Source organism: Streptomyces pratensis (assembly GCF_016804005.1).
GTDB classification, from domain to species: Bacteria; Actinomycetota; Actinomycetes; order Streptomycetales; family Streptomycetaceae; genus Streptomyces; species Streptomyces pratensis_A.
Window position 1 is genome coordinate 6,275,216 of sequence record NZ_CP051486.1, and the last position, 20,917, is coordinate 6,296,132.

20 protein-coding genes are annotated in these 20,917 nt (G+C 70.4%); 11 read left to right on the plus strand and 9 right to left on the minus strand.

What is annotated here, in order from left to right:
- Positions 1-6: 6 nt before the first annotated feature.
- Genes HED23_RS26005 through HED23_RS26015 form a run of 3 tightly spaced genes read right to left on the minus strand, consistent with a single transcriptional unit; the run spans position 7 to position 3,191 of the window.
- Positions 7-885, minus strand: coding sequence for a sugar ABC transporter permease (locus tag HED23_RS26005; RefSeq protein ID WP_203185805.1), 879 nt, complete (start codon positions 883-885; stop codon positions 7-9).
- Positions 882-1,898, minus strand: a complete 1,017-nt coding sequence (locus HED23_RS26010) for a carbohydrate ABC transporter permease (protein WP_203185806.1) — start codon at positions 1,896-1,898, stop codon at positions 882-884. Before HED23_RS26010 ends, HED23_RS26005 begins: the two co-directional genes overlap by 4 nt.
- Before the next feature lie 21 nt (positions 1,899-1,919).
- Positions 1,920-3,191 carry an extracellular solute-binding protein gene (locus tag HED23_RS26015; RefSeq protein WP_203185807.1) on the minus strand — a complete coding sequence of 424 codons (1,272 nt, stop codon included), beginning with the start codon at positions 3,189-3,191 and terminating at the stop codon, positions 1,920-1,922.
- A gap of 360 nt (positions 3,192-3,551) precedes the next feature.
- Between HED23_RS26015 and HED23_RS26020 the strand changes: the two genes are divergently transcribed.
- Together HED23_RS26020 and HED23_RS26025 are read left to right on the plus strand one after the other, a co-directional pair.
- Positions 3,552-4,595, plus strand: coding sequence for a LacI family DNA-binding transcriptional regulator (locus HED23_RS26020; RefSeq protein ID WP_203185808.1), 1,044 nt, complete (start codon positions 3,552-3,554; stop codon positions 4,593-4,595).
- A gap of 187 nt (positions 4,596-4,782) precedes the next feature.
- Positions 4,783-5,682 (plus strand): phosphatase PAP2 family protein, encoded by a 900-nt coding sequence (locus HED23_RS26025; protein WP_386466449.1) that lies wholly within the window; start codon positions 4,783-4,785, stop codon positions 5,680-5,682.
- Positions 5,683-5,746: 64 nt separating this feature from the next.
- Here HED23_RS26025 and HED23_RS26030 read toward each other — a convergent pair whose 3' ends face one another.
- Positions 5,747-8,743: a bifunctional [glutamine synthetase] adenylyltransferase/[glutamine synthetase]-adenylyl-L-tyrosine phosphorylase gene (locus HED23_RS26030; protein WP_203185810.1), complete on the minus strand. Its 2,997-nt coding sequence runs from the start codon at positions 8,741-8,743 to the stop codon at positions 5,747-5,749.
- Positions 8,744-8,901: 158 nt separating this feature from the next.
- Between HED23_RS26030 and HED23_RS26035 the strand changes: the two genes are divergently transcribed.
- Positions 8,902-9,426 (plus strand): pyridoxamine 5'-phosphate oxidase family protein, encoded by a 525-nt coding sequence (locus HED23_RS26035; protein WP_203185811.1) that lies wholly within the window; start codon positions 8,902-8,904, stop codon positions 9,424-9,426.
- Between the two features lie 90 nt (positions 9,427-9,516).
- Here HED23_RS26035 and HED23_RS26040 read toward each other — a convergent pair whose 3' ends face one another.
- Both HED23_RS26040 and HED23_RS26045 read right to left on the minus strand, forming a co-directional pair.
- A complete protein-coding gene (locus tag HED23_RS26040; RefSeq protein WP_203185812.1) occupies positions 9,517-10,308 on the minus strand; it encodes a putative protein N(5)-glutamine methyltransferase in 792 nt (263 codons plus the stop codon).
- 399 nt (positions 10,309-10,707) lie between these two features.
- Positions 10,708-11,445, minus strand: coding sequence for a metallophosphoesterase (locus HED23_RS26045; protein WP_203187635.1), 738 nt, complete (start codon positions 11,443-11,445; stop codon positions 10,708-10,710).
- A gap of 101 nt (positions 11,446-11,546) precedes the next feature.
- Here HED23_RS26045 and HED23_RS26050 point away from each other — a divergent pair, with 101 nt between their 5' ends.
- Together HED23_RS26050 and HED23_RS26055 are read left to right on the plus strand one after the other, a co-directional pair.
- Entirely contained in the window at positions 11,547-12,164 is a 618-nt protein-coding gene (locus HED23_RS26050) for a CGNR zinc finger domain-containing protein (RefSeq protein ID WP_203185813.1), read from the plus strand.
- A gap of 69 nt (positions 12,165-12,233) precedes the next feature.
- Complete coding sequence (locus HED23_RS26055; RefSeq protein WP_203185814.1) at positions 12,234-12,560, plus strand: hypothetical protein; 327 nt, start codon at positions 12,234-12,236, stop codon at positions 12,558-12,560.
- A gap of 1 nt (position 12,561) precedes the next feature.
- Here the strand turns inward: HED23_RS26055 and HED23_RS26060 are convergent, their stop codons facing one another.
- The gene (locus tag HED23_RS26060) at positions 12,562-13,047 is read right to left on the minus strand and encodes a hypothetical protein (RefSeq protein WP_203185815.1); all 486 of its coding nucleotides are present in this window, start codon (positions 13,045-13,047) and stop codon (positions 12,562-12,564) included.
- Between the two features lie 279 nt (positions 13,048-13,326).
- On the opposite strand from HED23_RS26060, the gene HED23_RS26065 reads away from it, so the two are divergent.
- Positions 13,327-14,568 carry an MFS transporter gene (locus tag HED23_RS26065; protein ID WP_203185816.1) on the plus strand — a complete coding sequence of 414 codons (1,242 nt, stop codon included), beginning with the start codon at positions 13,327-13,329 and terminating at the stop codon, positions 14,566-14,568.
- 84 nt (positions 14,569-14,652) lie between these two features.
- Positions 14,653-15,117, plus strand: a complete 465-nt coding sequence (locus HED23_RS26070) for a hypothetical protein (RefSeq protein ID WP_203185817.1) — start codon at positions 14,653-14,655, stop codon at positions 15,115-15,117.
- A gap of 275 nt (positions 15,118-15,392) precedes the next feature.
- On the opposite strand, the gene HED23_RS26075 is transcribed toward HED23_RS26070, so the two are convergent.
- On the minus strand, positions 15,393-16,151 hold the full coding sequence (locus HED23_RS26075; RefSeq protein ID WP_203185818.1) for a GntR family transcriptional regulator: 759 nt from the start codon (positions 16,149-16,151) through the stop codon (positions 15,393-15,395).
- A 410-nt stretch (positions 16,152-16,561) separates the two neighbouring features.
- On the opposite strand from HED23_RS26075, the gene HED23_RS26080 reads away from it, so the two are divergent.
- Positions 16,562-16,888: a hypothetical protein gene (locus tag HED23_RS26080; protein ID WP_338019610.1), complete on the plus strand. Its 327-nt coding sequence runs from the start codon at positions 16,562-16,564 to the stop codon at positions 16,886-16,888.
- 419 nt (positions 16,889-17,307) lie between these two features.
- Here the strand turns inward: HED23_RS26080 and glnA are convergent, their stop codons facing one another.
- Entirely contained in the window at positions 17,308-18,669 is a 1,362-nt protein-coding gene (glnA, locus tag HED23_RS26085; RefSeq protein ID WP_014156604.1) for a type I glutamate--ammonia ligase, read from the minus strand.
- Positions 18,670-18,916: 247 nt separating this feature from the next.
- Between glnA and HED23_RS26090 the strand changes: the two genes are divergently transcribed.
- The 3 genes from HED23_RS26090 to HED23_RS26100 all read left to right on the plus strand — a co-directional run bounded on the left by HED23_RS26090 (position 18,917) and on the right by HED23_RS26100 (position 20,818).
- Positions 18,917-19,600: a DUF3105 domain-containing protein gene (locus HED23_RS26090; protein ID WP_203185819.1), complete on the plus strand. Its 684-nt coding sequence runs from the start codon at positions 18,917-18,919 to the stop codon at positions 19,598-19,600.
- Entirely contained in the window at positions 19,597-20,268 is a 672-nt protein-coding gene (locus HED23_RS26095) for a DUF305 domain-containing protein (protein WP_203185820.1), read from the plus strand. The genes HED23_RS26090 and HED23_RS26095 overlap by 4 nt, the downstream gene beginning before the upstream one ends.
- A 124-nt stretch (positions 20,269-20,392) precedes the next feature.
- Positions 20,393-20,818, plus strand: coding sequence for a CBS domain-containing protein (locus HED23_RS26100; RefSeq protein ID WP_203185821.1), 426 nt, complete (start codon positions 20,393-20,395; stop codon positions 20,816-20,818).
- The last annotated feature ends 99 nt before the right edge of the window (positions 20,819-20,917 follow it).

The following is a 20,917-nucleotide window of genomic DNA, read 5'->3' on the forward strand; positions in this document are numbered from 1 at the left end:
GGTGCGTCAGCCCTTGACGGCTCCGGCGGACATGCCGGTGACCAGGTGCTTCTGCGCGAAGAGGAAGACCAGTGCGGCCGGGATCGCGATGAGCACGGACGCCGCGGTCATCGGGCCCCACTGGGCGCCGTACTGGTTGACGAACTTCTGGAGTCCGCCGGCGAGCGTGAGGTTCTCGTCCCCGACCATGAAGGCGGAGGCGTACGCCACCTCGCCCCAGGCGGTGATGAAGGAGTAGAAGGCGGTGACGGCGAGGCCCGGCTTGGCGAGCGGCAGGATGAGCCGCCAGAACGTGCCGAACGGCGTGAGTCCGTCGACCTGTCCCGACTCGTCGATCTCACGCGGGATCGTGTCGAAGAAGCCCTTCATCATCCAGGCGCAGAACGGCACCGAGATGGTGAGGTAGGTGATGACGAGCCCGGCCGGCTGGTTGAGCAGGCCCATCGTCGACATGATGTTGTAGATCGGCACGATGAGGACGGCCACCGGGAACATCTGGGTGACCAGCAGGGTCCACATCAGCCCGCGCTTGCCGGGGAAGCGGAAGCGGCTGACGGCGTAGCCGGTGGTGGCGGAGACGAAGACACCGATGACGGTGGAGAGTCCCGCGACGATCACGGAGTTGCCGAACCAGCTCAGGAACTCGGTGTCCTTGATCAGGTTCGTGTAGTTCTCGAACGTCGTCTCTTTGAAGAAGTCCGTGGTCGACGCGAACTTCGCCGGCTTCAGCGAGGTCAGCAGGACCCAGAGCACCGGGAAGACCGCGATCACCGACGTGATGATCAGAGTCAGGTGCAGGGCCAGGGAGGCGGCCGGCGAGCGGTCGCCGCGCTTGCGGACCTTGCGGGCGCTGTGCCGGGCGTGGTTTGCCGTGACGGTGGTCACCAGTTGTCTCCCTGCGTGCGGAGCACTCGCCGGTACACCATGGCGAAGAGCATCAGGAGTACGAGGATCAGCACGCCCCAGGTGGAGGACTGCGCGAAGTCGCGCGGGCTGATCTCGAAGGAGAATTTGTAAGCCTGGGTGACCAGGATCTGGGTGGCCTCACCAGGTCCGCCGCGGGTCAGCAGGAAGATCACCGGGAACATGTTGAAGGTCCAGATGGTGGAGAGCAGGACCACCGTGGTGGACACCGGGCGCAGTCCGGGCAGCGTGACGTGGCGGAAGCGCTGCCAGGCGGTGGCGCCGTCCATCTCCGCGGCCTCGTACTGCTCGGCGGGGATCGACTGCAGTCCGCCGAGGAGGGCGACCATCATGAACGGCACGCCGAGCCAGACGTTGACGGCGATGACGGAGAACTTGGCCCAGGTGGGGTCGTTCAGCCAGGGTATGCCGTCGATGCCGGCGCCGCCGAGGATCTTGTTGAGCAGCCCGTTGTTCTCGTTGTAGAGGAAGCGCCAGGCGAAGACCGAGACGAACCCGGGGATGGCCCAGGGCAGGATCAGCGCCATACGGTAGGCGGAGCGGCCGACGATCCTGCGGTTGAGGATGTTGGCGAGCGCCATGCCGAGGCAGAAGGTGATGGTCACACAGGAGACCGTCCACACCAGCGTCCAGCCCAGCGTCCCGAGGAACTGGTTGCCGGTCAGTGCGTCCGCGTAGTTGTCCAGCCCCACGAACTCGTAGGTGGCGGGCATCTCGTTGACACCGATGGACCGGGCGACGTTTCGCTCGTTGGCGTCGGTCAGCGACAGCCAGATGCCTCGGACCAGCGGGTAGCCGATGATCACGCCGATGACGAGCACGACCGGGGCGACCATGGTCCAGGCGTACCAGTGGACCGAAAGGGCGCGCCGGAGCTTGCTCGGTGGAGCGGATTTACCAGTACCGCGGCTCCGGCCGCGGGCGACGTCGTCGCCCGCGGCCTTCGCCACCGACTGGCTGGTGTGGACAGCCATCAGTCGGCCTGCCTTCCTGTGTTACTTCCAGCCCTTGAGGAGCTTGCGGTAGGAGTCGCCGGTCGACTTCGCGGCCTTCTCCGGCGTCGTCTGGCCGGTGAGGACCTTGGTGTACTCGACGTTCAGCGGGGCGAAGAGGCTGCCGGTCTCCGGGATCCAGGGGCGCTCGACGGCGGTCTCGACGACGGGCTTGAAGAACTGGACGATCTCGCTGTCCACGGCCTCCTTCTTGGAGTACGCGGAGGTGCGGGTCGGCAGCAGGTTCAGCTCACCGGCGGCCTGCGCCTGCGACTCGACCGAGGTCATGTACTCGACGAACGCGTAGGAGGCGTCGAGGTTCTCGGAGCCCGCGTAGACACCGAGGTTGTGGCCGCCCTGCGGGGCGCCCTGCGCGGCGGAGCCGGCCGGCACCGTGGAGATGCCCAGGTTCGCCTTGTCGGTGAACTCCTTGCCGGTGAGCGTGTCGGCCACGGCCCAGGGACCGTTGATCATCATCGCGACATCGCCGTTCTTGAACGACTGCATCATGTTCTCCCAGCCGTCCGTGGCGTCGGTCTTGGCCGCCCCGGAGTCGACGAGGTCCTTCACGACGCCGAACGCCTTGACACCCTCGGCGCTGTCCACGGTGACGGTCTTCGCTTCCGCGTCGACCAGGTCGCCGCCCTCGCCGTAGAGGAAGGAGAGGAAGTAATACGAGTCGTCGCCGCGCAGGTAGAGGCCGGTCTTGCCGGTCTTCTTCTTGATCTTCTCGGCGACGGTCTTCAGGTCGGCGATCTTGGCGGGCGGCTCGACACCGGCGTCCGCGAACATCTTCTTGTTGTAGAAGATGCCCATGGAGTCGATCACCTGCGGGACCGCGTACGTCTTGCCCTTGTACTTGGTCGACGCGGCGGCCTGCTTGAGGAAGTCGCCATCGTTCTTCAGCGCCGCGGTGCCGTCCAGCGGGGCCAGGTAGCCCAGGTCCGCGAACTCGGGGGTCCAGGCCACCTCGGAGCGGATGACGTCGGGGGCGCCGGAACCGGCCTGGGCCGCGTTCTTGAACTTGTTCTGCGCCTCGCCGAAGGGAACGTTGACGTACTTGACGTCGACCTTCGGGTGCTTCTTCTCGAAGCCCTCGGCGATCTTCTTGAAGACCTTGTCCTCGCTGCCGACGTTCGAGGTGTCCCACCAGGTCACCGTGCCGGAGAGCTCGCCCGAGCTCTTGCTGCCGCCGGACTCGTCATCGCTTCCGCAAGCGGTAGCCGCGAGCGCCAGGGTCGCGACCAGGGCGGTGGCCGTTATGCCACGTCGCATCTGAACTCCTTCAACTGCCGTACCGCTCCGTCGCGGCGCCGGGTCGACGTGAACGTAACAAGGATGAAAGACGACCGAAAGACCTTGCGGAAGATTTCTGCAAGCGCTGCTGATCGTTACATTGGCGTGTCCGCAAGGTTGCCGTCAAGCCTCTTGACGGAAGCCCTTTCACCCTGCCCAATCCTGGCCAGACCCCCTGCGGTGGCTGCGGAACCATCCGGCAGCCACAGCCGGACACCGCCCGCAAGGCCTTGCAAGATGTTGCTGCAGAGAGGCCTCCGGCGGGAGGCCACGGGGGCGGACTGTCCGGATACCGCGCGTGGTGGGCAATCGGACACGCGCCCGGTACAGTCCAGTGCCATGACCGCACGGCTTGCCGATATCGCAACTCAGGCGGGGGTCAGCGAAGCGACGGTCAGCCGCGTACTGAACGGCAAGCCCGGTGTTGCAGCGGCCACCCGTGAATCCGTCCTCGCGGCGCTCGACGTCCTTGGCTACGAACGCCCTGTCCGGCTCCGCCGGCGCAGCGCCGGTCTCGTCGGCCTGATCACGCCCGAGCTGGAGAACCCGATCTTCCCCGCGCTGGCCCAGGTCATCGGCCAGGCGCTCACCAGGCAGGGCTACACGCCGGTGCTGGCGACCCAGACGCCGGGCGGCTCGACCGAGGACGAGCTCACCGAGATGCTCGTCGACCGCGGGGTCTCGGGCATCATCTTCGTCTCCGGACTGCACGCCGACACCTCCGCCGACATGCAGCGCTACGAGCAACTGCGCGCCCAGGGTGTCCCCTTCGTGCTGGTCAACGGCTTCTCCCCCAAGGTGCAGGCCCCTTTCATCTCCCCCGACGACCGTGCGGCGATGCGGCTCGCGGTGACACACCTGGTCGCGCTGGGCCACCAGCGGATCGGGCTGGCGGTCGGGCCCAAGCGCTTCGTCCCGGTGCTCCGCAAGATCGAGGGGTTCCACGCCACGATGCAGGAGCAGCTGAATCTCACCGCCGACGCGGTGGAGGAGCTGATCCAGCACTCGCTCTACACGCTGGAAGGCGGCCAGGCGGCTGCCTCGGCGCTGATGGAGCGCGGCTGCACCGCGGTGGTGTGCGCGAGCGACATGATGGCGCTCGGCGCCATCCGGGCCGCCCGCAGGCTGTCGATGGAGGTGCCGCGCGAACTCTCGGTGGTCGGTTACGACGACTCGCCCCTCATAGCGTTCACCGATCCGCCGCTGACCACGATCCGGCAGCCGGTGACGGCGATGGGTCAGGCCGCCGTGCGCACGCTGCTGGAGGAGATCGGAGGCACCCCCGCTCCGCACAGCGAGTTCGTGTTCATGCCCGAACTGGTCGTACGCGGTTCAACGGCCTCGGGCCCGGGCTCCTCCTCGGCCCCGCCCTCCCGTCGGTGAAGTGCTGAATGTGCGACCGGAACCCGACCGGAGGATCATCGGGCGGAGGGGGACGTATCTGGCAGACTCTGCGCCTATGGGTGAATCGCACGTGACCACACAGGAAGACCGCACGGCGGCCACCCCGTCACCCGTCGCGGACGGAATGACGGCGTCCGGTTCAACGAGAGCGATCGTCCTGTCACGCATGCGCACCCGCCCCTCCCTCCGATCCCTGCGCTCCCCGCGCCGCCCGCGGCTCTGGTTCGAGATCCTGCTGATCGCGGTCAGTTACTGGCTCTACTCGCTGGTGCGCAACGCCGTGCCCGAGCAGAAGGCCGCAGCCCTGCGCAACGCCGACTGGATCTGGTCCCTCGAGCACACGATGGGCCTCGCGTTCGAGGAGACGGTCAACCAGGCCGTCAATTCGGTGACATGGCTGATCGTGTCGATGAACTACTACTACGCGACACTTCACTTCGTCGTGACCATCGGTGTGCTCATCTGGCTGTTCCGCCGTCATCCCGGCCGCTACGCGGCCACCCGCCTGATCCTCTTCGCCACGACGGCGGTGGCCCTGCTCGGCTACTACGTGTTCCCGCTGGCGCCGCCCCGGCTGATGAACGGCAACGGCTTCATCGACACCGTGATGCTGCACCAGACGTGGGGCTCGATGGCCTCGGGCGACCTCAAGCACATGTCGAACCAGTACGCGGCGATGCCGTCCATGCACATCGGCTGGTCCCTGTGGTGCGGTCTGACCATCTGCGCCCTGGCCCGCGTCCCCTGGGCGCGGGTCCTGGGCGCGCTGTACCCCGTGGCCACCCTGGTCGTGATCGTGGCGACCGCGAACCACTTCTGGCTGGACGCGGTGGGCGGGATGGCCTGTCTGGCGTTCGGCGTGGCGGTCTCCTACGCCTGGTACGGAGCGCTGCCGCACCGGCTGCCGAAGCGGGTGCAGCGTTCCGTGACGGGCCGCCTGCGCGCCCTACGCCGACGGCCCGCGCCGGCCCCCGCCCCTTCACCGGAGCCGGCTGCTCAGGCAGGCGCCTCGCACGCCGGGACGGCGGGATTCGGCCCACGCGCCTCGGCCCCGTCCGGCGACTGAGGCCCCGTCCGGCGACTGAGGGCGCCGTCCGGGCTGCGCGCCCCGGGCGGCGACGGCACCGCCCTCAACCGGCGGCGCCGTAGAACCGCTCCTCCACCACCGCACGGGCCCGCCGGGTGATCCGCCGGTAGTCGTCCAGCATGTCCCCCACGTGCCCCGGCTCGTAGCCCAGGTACCGGCCCACGGCCGTCATCTCACGCGGGTTCGAGGGGAACGTGTCGCCCGGCCGCCCCCGCACCAGCATCACCGCGTTCCGGACCCGCGAGGCCAGCACCCACGCCTCGTCGAGCGTCTGGGCCTCCTCCACGGGGATCAGCCCCGCCGCACAGGCCGCAGCCAGCGCCTCCCGCGTGCGCGGGGTCCGCAGCCCCGGTTCCACCCAGCCGTGCTGCATCTGCATCAGCTGCACCGTCCACTCGACGTCGCTGAGCCCGCCACGCCCCAGCTTGGTGTGGAGCGTCGGATCGGCTCCGCGCGGCATGCGTTCGGACTCCATACGCGCCTTGAGCCGCCGGATCTCCCGGACCGCGTCGTCGCCCAGCCCTTCCATCGGGTACCGCAGCGGGTCGACGAGCTCGATGAAGGCGCGGCCCAGCTCCTCGTCCCCGGCCATCGGCTCGGCGCGCAGCAGGGCCTGGCTCTCCCAGACCAGCGACCAGCGCCGGTAGTAGGCCTCGTACGACTTCAGGGTGCGCACCAGGGGCCCCGTCCTGCCCTCCGGCCGGAGGTCGGCGTCGATGAGCAGCGGCGGGTCGGCGGTCGGCAGCTCCAGCAGTCTGCGCATCTCCGTGACGACCGCGTTGGCCGCCTTGGCCGCCTCCTCGTCACCGACCCCTTCCCGGGGCGCGTGCACGAACAGGACGTCCGCGTCGGAGCCGTAACCCAGCTCGTGCCCGCCGAAGCGGCCCATCCCGATGACGGCGAACCGGGTCGGCAGGGTGTCGCCCCACCGGTCGCGGACAGCGGCGCGCAGCGCCCCCGACAGTGTCGCCGCGTTCAGGTCCGTGACCGCGGAGCCGACCCGGTCGGCGAGGGCACCCGGGTCGGTCTCGGCCGGGTTGTCCTCGGTGCCGTACGAGCCGATGAGATCGGCGGCCGTCGTACGGAACAGCTCCCTGCGCCGCACTCCGCGCGCCACCGCGACGGCCGCTTCGGCCCCCGGGGCCCGGCCGACCGCGGCGAGCACCTCCTGCTCCAGGTGGTTCCGGCTGCGCGGCTTCAGCCCTTCGGGGTCGCCGAGGATGGCGACGGCCTCAGGGGCCCGCATCAGCAGGTCGGGGGCCAGGCGGCCGGCGGACAGGACGCGGGCGAGATTCTCGGCCGCGGCACCCTCGTCCCGCAGGAGCCGCAGGTACCAGGGGGTCTTGCCGAGGGCGTCGGACACCTGCCGGAATCCCAGGAGCCCGGCGTCCGGATCGGCCGAGTCCGCGAACCAGCCGAGCAGCACCGGCAGCAGCGTGCGCTGGATCGCGGCCTTGCGGGAGACCCCGGACGACAGGGCTTCAAGGTGCCGGAGCGCGGCGGCGGGATCGGCGTAGCCGAGGGCCTCCAGCCGGACGACGGCCGCCTTCGCGCTGAGCCTGCTCTCGCCGGGCGCGAGCTGGGCGACGGCGTCGAGAAGAGGCCGGTAGAAGAGCTTCTCGTGCAGCCGCCGTACGACGGAGGCGTGCCGCCGCCACGCCCGGTTGAGCTCGGCTACCGGGTCCGTGCGCAGCCCGAGTGAACGCCCGAGCCTGCGCAGGTCGGCCTCCTCCTCCGGGACCAGGTGGGTGCGGCGCAGCCGGTAGAGCTGGATCCGGTGCTCCATGGTCCGCAGGAAGCGGTACGCCTCGTCCAGCTGCGCGGCGTCCGCCCGCCCGACGTACCCGCCGTCGGCGAGAGCCCGCAGGGCCTCCAGCGTGGAACCGGAGCGAAGGGTGCTGTCGCTGCGGCCGTGGACGAGCTGGAGCAGCTGCACGGCGAATTCGACGTCCCGGAGCCCGCCGGGGCCGAGCTTGAGTTCACGGTCGACCCGGTCGACGGGGATGTTGTCGACGACACGGCGGCGCATCTTCTGTACGTCGCCGACGAAGTTCTCCCGGTCGGCGGCCTGCCACACCATCGGGGAGACGGCCTCGACGTACTCCGCGCCGAGCTCGGGGTCCCCGGCGACCGGCCGGGCCTTGAGCAGCGCCTGGAACTCCCAGGTCTTGGCCCAGCGCTGGTAGTAGGCGAGGTGGGAGGTCAGGGTCCGGACGAGCGGCCCGTTGCGCCCTTCGGGGCGGAGGTTCGCGTCGACGGGCCAGATGGTTCCCTCGACGGTGGTGTCGGAGCAGATCCGCATCAGGTGGGCGGCGAGCCGGGTGGCGGCCTGCATGGCGCCACTCTCCTCCGCCCCGTCGATGGGCTCGCCCACGAAGATCACATCGACGTCGGACACGTAGTTCAGCTCGTGTCCGCCGCATTTGCCCATCGCGATGACGGCGAGCCTGCACTGGGCGGCGTCGGAGGGCGCGGCGGCGCGGGCGATGGCGAGCGCCGCCCGCAGGGTGGCCGTGGCCAGGTCGGCGAGCTCGGCGGCGACTTCGGCGACATCCGTCGTCCCGCACACGTCTCGGGCCGCTATCGACAGCAGTGACCTGCGGTAGGCGACACGCAGGGAGTCCGGGTCGACGGCGTCGCGGAGCATGTGCTCGAACTCGGGGACCCCGGGGTGCAGGTCGGTGGCCTCGTACGTGACGAGCGCCTGCCAGTCGCGGGGATGCCTTGCCAGATGGTCCCCGAGCGCCTCGGAGGCACCGAGGGCCCCCAGGAGCCGGTCCCGCAGCGGCTTGGCCGTGATCAGGGTGTCCAGCAGGATCTGGCGTTCCGCTGCCTCCTCCGCCTCGACGAGCCGCACGAGGCTGTGCAGGGCCAGATCGGGGTCGGCGGTCGCGCCGAGGGCCTCGAAGAGGACGGGATCCGCCCGTACGGGGGATAGCTCGGGCAGATCCAGCAGCCGTTCGGCCGCGGACGGATCGGTGAAACCGTGCCGCAGCAGTCGGGTGAACGTACTGCTCCTGCGTCCCGGCACCGTCGTCATCCGTGTCTCCTGCCCGCCGATCACCCGTATCGCGTTCGTCCGCCCTTCGAGCCTAGCCCGCACCGATGAATCCGGAGCGGGCGCGGAGTCTCCACTGCGGGATACACGATCGACGAAAAGACCGCGCACACCGCCATACCGCCCCAGGAGGCCCTTCCATGCCGGCCACGGACGACACCGCACCCGTCACCACCCTCGACCCCCACTACAGCAGTGAGGACGCCACCGCCCGGCCATGGGCGGAGGCGGCCGGCCTGCTGGACCGCGCCGAGCTCTACTGGCTGTCCACGGTCCGGCCCGACGGACGCCCGCACGTCACCCCGCTGATCGGCCTCTGGTCGGACGGCGCGCTGCATTTCTGCACGGGCCCGTCCGAACGCAAGGCGCGCAACCTGGCCGCCAACCCGGAAGTCGTCCTGACCACCGGCGCCAACACCCTGAACGAGGGATTCGACGTCGTGGTCGAGGGCCGGGCCTCCCGGGTGACGGACGAGCAGCGGCTGATCGTGCTCGCCGAGGCCTGGGAGGCCAAATACGGCGCCGACTGGCACTTCGGCGTCTCGGACGGGATGTTCACCAACGGCGCGGGCGGCAGTGCGGAGGTCTTCGCTGTGGCCCCCCGCACGGCCTTCGGCTTCGCCAAGGGCGACCCGTTCGGCCAGACGCGCTGGCGCTTCGCCTGAGCCGGGACAGGCCCCGGGCCCCGGGCCCCCGGTCCCGGCAGTCCGGACAGGGCCGCCGGGGGCCGGGGGCCGGGGGCCGACGGCGCGGGCCTACCCCGGCAGCCGGGTCCCGATGACGACGGTGGCGTACAGCTCCTCGGACGCGACCACGCGCGCGGCCAGCCCGCTGCTCCCGACCGTCCGCTCGGCGCGCGCCGCCTGCCGCTCGCTCGTCTCGACCAGCAGGCTGCCGCCCGGGGCCAGCCAGTCGTCAGCCTCGGCGACCACCCGCCGCAGCACGTCGAGCCCGTCGCCGCCTCCGTCGAGCGCGACGCGCGGCTCGTGGATGCGCGCCTCGGCGGGCAGCAGCTCGACGTCCTCCGTCGGTACGTACGGCACGTTGGCGAGCAGGACGTCGACCCGCCCGCGCAGCGAACGGGGCAGGGGCGCGAAGAGGTCGCCCTCGTAGACCGTCCCGCGGTCGCCCACGTTGCGCCGGGCGCAGCGCACGGCGGCGGGTTCCACGTCGGCGGCGTGCAGTTCGGCCTCGGGGAGCGACGACGCGAGTGCCGTGCCGAGCGCCCCGCTGCCGCAGCAGAGGTCGACCACGACCGCCCGGCCGGGCGCAAGCGCCGCGGCCTGCCGGACGAGGAACTCGGTACGCCGCCGGGGTACGAAGACCCCGGGGTCCACGGCGATCCGCAGCCCGCAGAACTCCGCCCAGCCGAGCACGTGTTCAAGCGGCAGACCGGCGACCCGGCGTTCCAGCATGGCGGCGAGTGCGGCGGGGCCGGCCGCTGTGGAGAGGAGGAGTTCCGCCTCGTCCTCGGCGAAGACACAACCGGCGGCGCGGAGCGCGGTGACGAGGGTGGCGAAGGTGAGCGGTGGGGCGAATTCCTGCATGGTGCGGAGCCTTTCGGGGTGACCGATGGGCGCTCCGCGATCGATCAGGCCCGGTGGGCCGTACGACGGCGAGGGGTGAGCGCCCAGCCTGCTGAAGCGGTAATGGGTCTCACCTCCTGGGTCGGTCCCGGTCTCGGGAGGGGTCACACTACCGGAACGGCGACGGGCACGACGGCGCCCGCACCAGCGGCCCTTCGGCATCCGGGGCGGGCGTCGGCCCCGGCCGCCGGACGCTCTCAGGGAAGAAGGTCTTCCATGGCGTGCGCGAACGCCCTGTAGCCGCTCCGCACGGAGTCCGGACAACACCTGGGGTGCCGGGCCGCATGGTCGTTCCTCCCTCTCGTCCGCCGTCGCGGCAGTCGGTGTACGTACACCGACTGCCGCGACGGGCCCCGCCGCTCAGATCACGACCCGGTAGTGGGTGGTCAGCCGGGCGTCGTCGCCCAGGACATGGAAGGCGAGGCCGGGGGGCTGGTCCCGGTCGGCGGCACGGTCGCCCTCCCACGGCATCCGCAGGGTCCAGGTGATCGCCGGACCGACGATCAGGGGGCGTCCCGCGAAGGTGGAGGCCGCCGCAGTGTGTGCGTGCCCCGTGAGGACGGCGGCGACCCGTGGGTGGGCGTCGAGCAGGGCCGCCAGGTCGCCGGGGCGTTCGAGCATGCAGGAGTCGGGCAGCGGGTGGTGGAGTTCGACGGGTGGCTGGTGAAAGGCGATCAGGGCCCTCGTCCCTCGGGGGAGTTCGGCGAGAGTGGTGTCGGCCCACGCGAGGGTCTCCTCGTCGAGGCGCCCTTCGTCGCGTCCGGGAATCGTGGAGTCGCACATCAGGATCGCGACGCCCGCGACGTGGTGCACCCGGTTGACGGGTCCGGCGCCGGGCGCCTCCTCCAGCAGCGCCTTCCGGTAGGCGGGACGCGCATCGTGGTTCCCGGGGCACGGGAGGACCGGGAAGGGCGCGTCCAGGATCCGCGCCGCCTCCTCGTACTCCGCCTCCGTCCCGTGGTCCGCGATGTCCCCGGTGACCAGCACCGCGTCGACGGGGCGGGGCAGGGCTCGCAGGTGGTCCATGACGCGTACGGCGCGCCGGGTCGCCCTATCGCTGCCGTCCAGGTGCAGATCGCTTATCTGCGCGAGCAGCACAGTCACGCTTCCCCCTCTAACGGTATTTTCACGTTATCCGTTAGGGACCTTAGGGTGTGCGTGGCATCGCGATCAACCGGTCCGGACAGGAGCGAGACCTCATGGAGCCCTGGGCGGCACTGGAACTGGCGAGCACGATCCGCCACGACGGCGAGGGCGGTGTCACCGACGAACTGGACACCGTGCAGGGCCTGAAGCGCTGGATCCATCAGCAACGCGCCGTGCTGGACGGCCATGCACCCGAGGGCGAGGGCGTGGTCGACGAGGAGCTCAGGGCGCGTGTCGTCGACGTACGGCGGGCGGTGCGCGCGCTGTTCGCCCGCGCGGTCAGCCCCGTGCGGCCGAGCCCGCCCGACGCCCACCGGCTGATGCCTGCCGAACAGGCCGTGGCCCGCCTGAACACGGCCGCCGCACTGGTCCCGGTCGTGCCCCAGCTGGTCTGGCCGCTCCAAGGCCCCCCGAGTGCGCACCTGTCGGCGACACGGGACGACCCCCACGCCCTGCTGATCGCGGCCCTGGCCCGCGCGGCCGTCGACTTCCTCGGCGGTCCGCAGCGGGAGCGGCTCCGAGCCTGCACGGCGCCGCGCTGCGTCCGGTACTTCGTGCAGAGCCACGGCCGCCAGGAGTGGTGCAAGCCGTCCTGCGGGAACCGCGCCCGCGCGGCCCGTCACTACGACCGCCACCACCGGACGCCGGACGGACCGCCCGCCCCGCCCTGAGCCCACCCCGTCCTGGGCTCCCGCCCCGAGGCCGTGCCGTCCCGCAGGCCGTGCGGATACGCTGCCCGCATGACACCGGACACCAGAGGCGGCGCACCTCGGCCGGCGGGCCCGAACCAGCTGTGGGGCGTTTCGTTCGGCGCGTCAGCCGTCTTCCTGGCGAGCTGGTTCCTGTGCTGGATCCAGGCGTACGCGATCAACGACGACCTGCCCGACGCCTGCCACGACGTGCGCAGGCAGGCCTTTCCGCCGGAGGTCGCCTGCGCGGCCGTGGACGGGTCTGTCACCGGTGGGACGGCGGGGTGGCTCGTGGTGCTGTTCTTCGCTTCCCTCGTGGTGGCCCTCCTGACCGGGACCATGGCGCTGGCGGTCACCGCGGCGGTGCGCGGAAGGTGACTCAGCCGCGCCGTGCGGCACCCTCCGGCCAGACCACGTCCACAGGCACGCCGGCCCGCCGGGCCTCCTCGACCAGGTCCGCCGTCCCGCCGCCCCTGCCCGTGGGCGGCGCACCGTCCCACACGGCGACGAGTCGGTCCGCGCGCTTCAGCAGCTCGGAGTTCGCCGCCTCGTACGCCGCGCGGTCGGCGGTCTCGTACGGGAGGGTCTGCACCTCGACGGCGGTCTCGTTGAGGTGGTCGAAGACCGGACCGTCCTCGGGCTTCACCACGGCGGTGCGGTAGTCCAGGGACGGGATCACGACGACGAGGCGGCCGCCCATGGCGGAGACCTCCTCCGCGAAGAGCGAATCGGCTCCGGCAGCGATGCACGAGACCCCCGTGAGGTCCTCGCTGTAGGGCTCCAGCACCTCGCGGAGCGCGGCCCGTACGAGCGGCACGGTCCCCTCGGTCAGGTCGATGTGCCCGGTCACGGCCAGCGTCGTCATGCGCCGTCCTCCTCAGCTCGGCAGTGGTTCATGGGCCGGCCACGGCCTGGCCCACGGCGTACGGGTACGGCTGCCCCGGTTCGCACCCCCGCACGCTCCCGGACCACGTACGGGACCGCCCGGACCACATACGGGACCACCCGGCCCACCCACCGGACCGGATCCCCGCCTTCGCCGCCCCCTGGTCGCCCTTCCTCTGGCCGACCCGGGAGTGTACGTTCGTACATGCTCAGCCGGGGTGACGTCCGCCCTGCCGTGTTCTCGTGAAAGACGTGTCTGATGGACCTGGCCACCCGTCGCCGCCGAACAGCGTTGTTCCTCTTCTTCCTCATGCCCGGCTTGGCGATCTCCTCCTGGGTGACGCGGACGCCGGACATCCGCGACCAACTGGGCGCTTCCACGGCCCAGATGGGGCTCGTGCTGTTCGGCCTGTCCGTCGGCTCGATGCTCGGCATCCTCGGCTCCGGGGCCCTGGTGGCACGGTTCGGCACCAGGCCGGTCATGGGCGTGGGCACGGCGCTGGTCATCCTCAGCATGGTGGTCATCGGCTGGGGGGCCATGCTCTCCTCGGCCCCCACCGTCACCGCCGGACTCTTCCTCTTCGGCGCCGGAATGGGCGGCGGCGAGGCGCCGGTCAACATCGACGGCGCCGAGGTCGAACAGATCATCGGCCGGACCGTGCTGCCCACCCTGCACGGCTTCTTCAGCCTCGGCACGGTCGTGGGGGCCACGGTCGGCATTCTGCTCACCGCCATCGATTTCCCGGTGCAGTGGCACCTGACCGCGACAGCCGTCATCGCCGCCGGGATGTTCACCTACGCCTTCCGCGCCATCCCCGCCTCCGTCGGCAGGACCAAGGGGCCCGTGGCCGCCGGTGGCAGCACCACGCCGCCGCGTGCGGCGGTGTGGAAGGACAGGCGGCTGCTGCTGATCGGCGGGATCATCCTCGCCATGGCGCTGGCGGAGGGCGCCGCCAACGACTGGCTGCCGCTGCTCATGGTCGATGGCCACGGCGTCGACCCGGCCCTGGGATCGGCCGTCTACGCGGGCTTCGCAGCCGCCATGACGATCGGCCGCTTCGGCGGCGGTCTCTTCATCGACCGCTTCGGACGCGCCCCCGTGGTCCGGGCCAGCGCGCTTTCCGCCGCCCTCGGGCTCACGCTCGTGATCTTCGCCGACTCCCCCGTCCTCGCGGGCGCCGCGGTGCTCTTCTGGGGCCTGGGAGCCTCACTCGGCTTCCCCGTCGCGCTGTCGGCGGCCGGCGACTCGGGCCCCGACTCGGCCGCGCGCGTCAGCCTGGTGGCGATGATCGGCTACATCGCCTTCCTCGTCGGACCCCCCGGCCTCGGCTTCCTCGGCGACCACTACGGCCTGCGCTCCGCCATGATCGTCGTCCTTGCGTTCGTCGCCGTGGCGGTCTTCCTCGCCCCGGCCATCGGCAACCGGCGCACCACGCAGCCGGAGGTGCACACGGCACGGCTGAACACCCCGGACGCCGAGCAGCCGGCGCGGGGCGAGTGACCCGGGCCGACCCGAGCAACTCCAGCCGGAGGACTGACGAGGAACCCTGGCGACCCGGTGCGACCGACTCGTAGTCTCCCAGTCATGGAGTGGACAGCATTGGTCGCCACACTGGTGGGAGCGGTCATCGGGGTGGGCAGCACGCTCGTCACGGAGCGAGTCAGCTGGCGGCGGAACGCCAGTGAGCAGGACCGAGAGGCCCTGCGCACGACGGCTGCCCAGTTCCTGGAGGCTCTGACCGAGGCGCGCGACACCATAAGCGACGCCAGCCGGTCTGAGCACCTGCCCGTGGACGAGCGAGCCCAGCTCGCTCGCGCCGCCTTCCTGACCTACGGCGTGCATGCGAAGCAGTACCAACTGGAGCTGCTGGCCACACCGGAGGTGGCCGAATGCACCAGGGATGCCGCCCACCAACTGGTGCTCTACCGGGACGCAGTGACTGCCGGGCACCTGCGTGACGCCCCTGAGTGCGCACAGGCGCGGCGCATGTTCCGGGAGGCCCGTCAGAAGCTCATGGGCGCCATGCGGGCCTCGCTGGTTCGCCCCTGAGCGCCCCACGGCCGCACAGCACGGATCGGGCACCCAGACGCCGCGGCAGTCCGCCGGTGGGCCACGATCTTCCTCGCCCAGGCCGTCGGCACCCACCGAACCGGATGTGCCTACGGCGCAGTTGCACACCCCTGACACCCAGCAGCCGGCCCGGGGCGAGTGACGCGGGCTGGCGAGAACGGCGGGGCGGCGGGCGAAAACCGCCGCCCTCGGTCGGGCGCCACCCGGGACACGGTGAGCCGTGCCGCCGAACCAACGGCGGCCTCACATCAGCATTACGCGTCGAAGTCGTACTCAAGGATGTAGGACGCGGAGTCGAGCGTCATCTCGTTCACCTCGACGGGGCGGCCTTCGCCGGCGAACGCCGTACGGCAGATCAGCATCACGGGAGTACCTGCCGAGAGTTCCAGTTCGTCGGCCTCAGCACTGGAGGGCATGCGCGAGCGAACCTCCTCCCGGAAGTGGACGGGCTCGGCGCCGAGTTCGGCGAGTCGCGCATACGTACCTCCGGGTCCCGTGTCCTTCCGGGTGACCGCGGATCCCGCGACCAGGGAGGCGGGGAGGTACGAGGTGGCCAGCAGGATCGGCTTGCCGTCCAGGACGAAGCGACGACGGCGGACGCAGACGGCATCCCCCGGCGCGATCCCCAGAACTCCGGCGATGCGGTCCGGCGCCGGCTCCTCGGTGACATCCGCCTTGTCCACGACGAGGGTGCGGTCGCCCGTCTCCACCTCCCAGATCGAACGGCCCTCGCCCCACTGCGACCGGGCCAGACGCTTGATCCCCTGTCGCCGCAACGGGCGGAAGGAGCGTACGAAAACCCCTGCGCCCGGCCGGGACTCGGCAATGCCCTCGCTCTGCAGGACACCGAGAGCCTGCCGGGCGGTCATGCGGGCCACGCCATGTTCGGCCATCACATCGTTCTCGCCCGGCAGCCGGTCGCCAGGGCTGTACCGCCCTGCCTGGATGGCATCCCTCAGCGCATCAGCGATCCGCTGGTACTTCGGCTGCCGCTTGGCGCCTTCGGTGGCCATGAATGATCTCTCCCTCTCCGCTCCCGACAGCCTAGAGGCTTCTTTCACGCATGGAACGTACGTCCCATGCGTGGAACGACCCGCCTCGGCGTACTCACCCCTGTCGGCCCAGGGCGACACCCGCCCAGGGCCGTTGACATCTCTAGAGAACATCGATTCATCGAGATCTCTAGAGAGGTCGTCAGGTGATGGCGCCCCGTGGGGAAGGGATGGCTCATGCCCTCATTCACGACTGATGCCGTGCGGATGACACTGCGGGTGTCGCGCGACTCCGGCCGGACTTGGGGGCCCCGGATCGAGACATGCGTGGACGATGCGCCCCCACCTCCGGCCATCACCGGCGGCTTCCCTCCGTGCGCCTGCCGCCGGTGCTCGGAACGGCACCCGCTCGGCTCACACCGGACGGTGTCATGATGCGATGCACGCACTGGCGCCGCCTGCCCCTGGATCTGGCGCGGAAAGCCCGTGAGCAGTCGAGCTCGGGACACGTCGACAGCGCCGTTCGGTGTCAGCTGTCCGCACACGAGACCGGTGCGCACCATGGCCTGCTCGATGATCTGGAGTACGACACCGCGCTGTGGCTCCGCTGGTGCGGAACCGACGTGGCCCTGGCCACCCTCCCTGACTGCCCCGCCCTCGGCCCAGGCCCCGACGGGGAAGGCTGCTTCCTGTTCCTCGACCACGCCGAGCACCACACCTGGGCGGACACGGAGGAGGAGGTCTCGCGGAGCAGTTGACCACGTGTGCGCAACGCCCTTTGCTGACGTCCACGATTGTCTGCGGGTGTGCGTTGTGGTTGTCACGCAGTCAGACACTCGGTGAGTCTCGTATGTGGAGCTGTGGTGCATGCTCTTAGAGGCCTCGTAGCGCCTCGTAAAGGTCGCCGTAGGCTTCCCGACAGTCGACGCTGCCGTCGTCGTACAGGCTGCCCATGTACCAGTCATCGTCATCGACAGGCTTCACGAGACACAGGCTGTCTGCAGTTCCCCATGAGTCCGCGCCCCATCTGGCGCGGTTGTGGCACGTAGGACTTGATTGTGGAGCGCAGGCGGGTGGTGCCTTGAGACGGCCCAGAGCTGATCATGACTGCGGGCGGGTCGCTCCGGTTGAACCGGCGACCCGCCCGCATCGCGTTCCCTGAGCCGCTGACCTGCGGTTAAAGCACAGGCAGCAGGTTCTTCAGCTCGAAGGCCGTGACCTCGCTGCGGTACTCCTCCCACTCCTGCTTCTTGTTGCGCAGGAAGAAGTCGAAGACGTGCTCACCGAGCGTCTCCGCGACCAGCTCGCTCTTCTCCATCAGCGAGATCGCCTCGCCCAGGTTCTGCGGCAGCGGCTCGATGCCCATCGCACGGCGCTCCGAGTCGGACAGGGCCCAGACGTCGTCGTCGGCGCCGGCCGGGAGCTCGTAGCCCTCCTCGATGCCCTTGAGGCCCGCTGCGAGCAGCACCGCGTAGGTCAGGTAGGGGTTGGCGCCGGAGTCGATGGAGCGGACCTCCACGCGGGCCGAGCCGGTCTTGCCGGGCTTGTACATCGGGACGCGGATCAGCGCGGAGCGGTTGTTGTGGCCCCAGCAGATGTACGAGGGTGCCTCGCCGCCGGCACCCGCGGAGCGGCTGGAGCCGCCCCAGATGCGCTTGTACGAGTTGACCCACTGGTTCGTCACGGCGGAGATCTCCGCGGCGTGCTTGAGCAGGCCCGCGATGAAGGACCGGCCCACCTTCGACAGCTGGTACTCGGCGCCCGACTCGTAGAAGGCGTTGCGGTCGCCCTCGAAGAGGGAGAGGTGGGTGTGCATGCCCGAGCCCGGGTACTCCGAGAACGGCTTCGGCATGAAGGTGGCCTGCACGCCCTGCTCCAGCGCGACCTGCTTCATGACCAGGCGGAAGGTCATGATGTTGTCGGCGGTCGAGAGCGCGTCCGCGTAGCGGAGGTCGATCTCCTGCTGGCCGGGGGCGCCCTCGTGGTGGCTGAACTCGACCGAGATGCCCATCGACTCGAGCATGGTGATCGCCTGGCGGCGGAAGTCCATGCCGACGTTCTGCGGGGTGTGGTCGAAGTAGCCGGAGCTGTCGGCCGGGGTGGGGCGGCTGCCGTCGACCGGCTTGTTCTTCAGCAGGAAGAACTCGATCTCCGGGTGGGTGTAGAAGGTGAAGCCCAGGTCGGAGGTCTTCGCCAGGATGCGCTTGAGGACGAAGCGCGGGTCCGCGAAGGAGGGCGAGCCGTCGGGCATCAGGATGTCGCAGAACATCCGGGCCGTCCCCGGGGCCTCCGCGCGCCACGGGAGGATCTGGAACGTACCGGGGTCCGGCTTGGCGATCATGTCCGATTCGTATACACGGGCGAAGCCCTCGATCGCGGAGCCGTCGAAGCCGATTCCCTCGTCAAAGGCCTGTTCGAGCTCGGCCGGGGCCACGGCGACGGACTTGAGGTAACCGAGAACATCGGTGAACCACAGCCGTACGAAGCGGATGTCGCGCTCCTCAAGCGTCCTGAGGACGAATTCCTGCTGCTTGTCCATAGCCACATCCTTGCAGTTCAGACGGTCCGTGCACCACCGCCCGGGGTAGGGGGACACCTCAGTATCACGACCCGGGATTTCACCCAGATTACGCACACGGTGTGAGAGAGAGCACGCGGCCACCCACTACGATCGGCGCCCATGGTGTGCAAGGGCCGCAGCCGCTCGGCCACGGCCCGTCGCGACCATGTTCCGCACACTCCCGCTCCCGTCCCTCCCTACCCCTTTGGCAGAAGGACCCGCCGACATGAGCTTCGACCGCAGGACCCGCATGGAGCAGATGCGCAGCGCCGACCGTGCGCGCGACCGCCGTACCCGGGTCGTCGCCATAGGCCTGAGCGCTGCCGTGGTCGCCGGCCTGCTCGGTCTCGGCTCGTACATGCTCCTGGAGAAGTCGGAGGCGAAGGAGAGGACCGAGGGGAACCAGGCCCAGGACTCCAAGCAGACCGAGCAGACCGAGCAGGAGAAGAAGAAGCTCGCCGCCGAGCCGATCGCCGACGAGAAGACGTGGGACGCGAAGACGCTGACCCGCGACCACGTCACGACCGAGGTGAAGTACCCGATGGAGCCCCCGGTGGGCGGGAACCACAATCCGGCCTGGCTGAACTGCGACGGCGTCGTATACGAGAAGGCCGTCCGGAACGTCAACGCAGTGCACTCCCTGGAGCACGGCGCGGTCTGGGTGACGCACAGCGACAAGGCCTCCGGGGACGACGTCGGCAAGCTCGCGCAGCGCGTCAGGAGCACCCCCTTCTCGCTGATGTCCCCGTACGAGGGCCAGGCGGGACCGATCATGCTCAGCGCCTGGGGCAAGCAGGTCACGGTGGACAGCGCCGACGACCCCCGGGTGGCCCGGTTCTTCGCGAGGTACGTCCAGGGCGCGCAGACTCCCGAGCCCGGCGCGCCCTGTACCGGCGGGATCGACGGGTGAGCGCGCCCCTCCCCCGGCGTACGCGCTGGGTGGCCGGCTCAGCCGTAGCGCTGGCCCTGCTGTTCGCGGGCGCCGCGACGGTCGCCTCGGCACGTGGGGACGGGGCGCCGCCCGCGCCTGACACGCCCTCGGCGGAGTCCGCGGACGCGGGCTTCGCGCGGGACATGGCCGTCCACCACCAGCAGGCCGTGGAGATGTCGTTCATCGTGCGGGACGTGACGAGCGACGAGGACGTGCGGCGGCTCGCATACGACATCGCCAACACGCAGGCGAACCAGCGGGGCATGCTGCTCGGCTGGCTGGACCTGTGGGAGCTTCCGAAGACGGCGCCCGAAGGACAGGGCCCGATGGCCTGGATGGCGGACGGCGGCCACAGCGGCCACGACATGAAGGGCATGGACCAGGACGGGGCCCTCATGCCCGGCATGGCGACCAGGACCGAGCTGAAACAGCTGGGTGCGGCCGACGGCGAGCAGGCCGAGGTCCTCTTCCTGCAACTGATGACCGACCACCACGAGGGCGGCGTCGCGATGGCCCGCGGCTGCGCCGAGCAGTGCACGGTGCCGGTGGAGAAGCGTCTGGCCCAGGGCATGGTCGAGGCCCAGCAGTCCGAGCTGGATCTGATGGCGGACATGCTCGCGGCACGCGGGGCGGCGCCACGCCCCTGAGCGCGGGACCGGGCCGGCGTACGCCCGAACGGGTGACAGCGTTCGCGTGCGCCGGGCCTGGCCGCGACGATGGAAGGGCTCGGGGCCGTACAGCAGTGCCCACCGGCACGCAGGAGGCAACCCCATGACCACGGCAAAGGACATCATGCACACCGGGGCCCACTGGATCCCCGCCCACGAGACGCTCGACCGCGCCGCCCAGATGATGCGGGACCACAAGGTGGGCGCGCTGCCCGTCTCCGCCGACGGGGAGCAGGACCGGATGGTCGGGATCATCACCGACCGCGACATCGTGATCAAGTGCGTGGCGTCGGGGCACGATCCGTCGAACACGACGGCGGGCGAGCTCTGCGACGGCACTCCGCGCTGGATCGAGTCGACGGCCGACGTGGACGCGGTGCTGGAGGAGATGCAGAGCCACCGGATCCGCCGGCTCCCGGTGGTCGAGGACAAGAAGCTGATCGGCATGATCAGTGAGGCCGACCTGGCCCTCCACCTCACGGACGAGCAGGTCGCCGGCTGGGCGGAGAAGGTCTACACCCGCACCTGACGCCCCGCCTGCCCCGGGGCCGCCTTCCGCGCCCTCCCGGGGCAGTGGGCCGCCTCACGGCGGGGATGGGCCGGGACATCGCGTCAGTCAGACGATTAC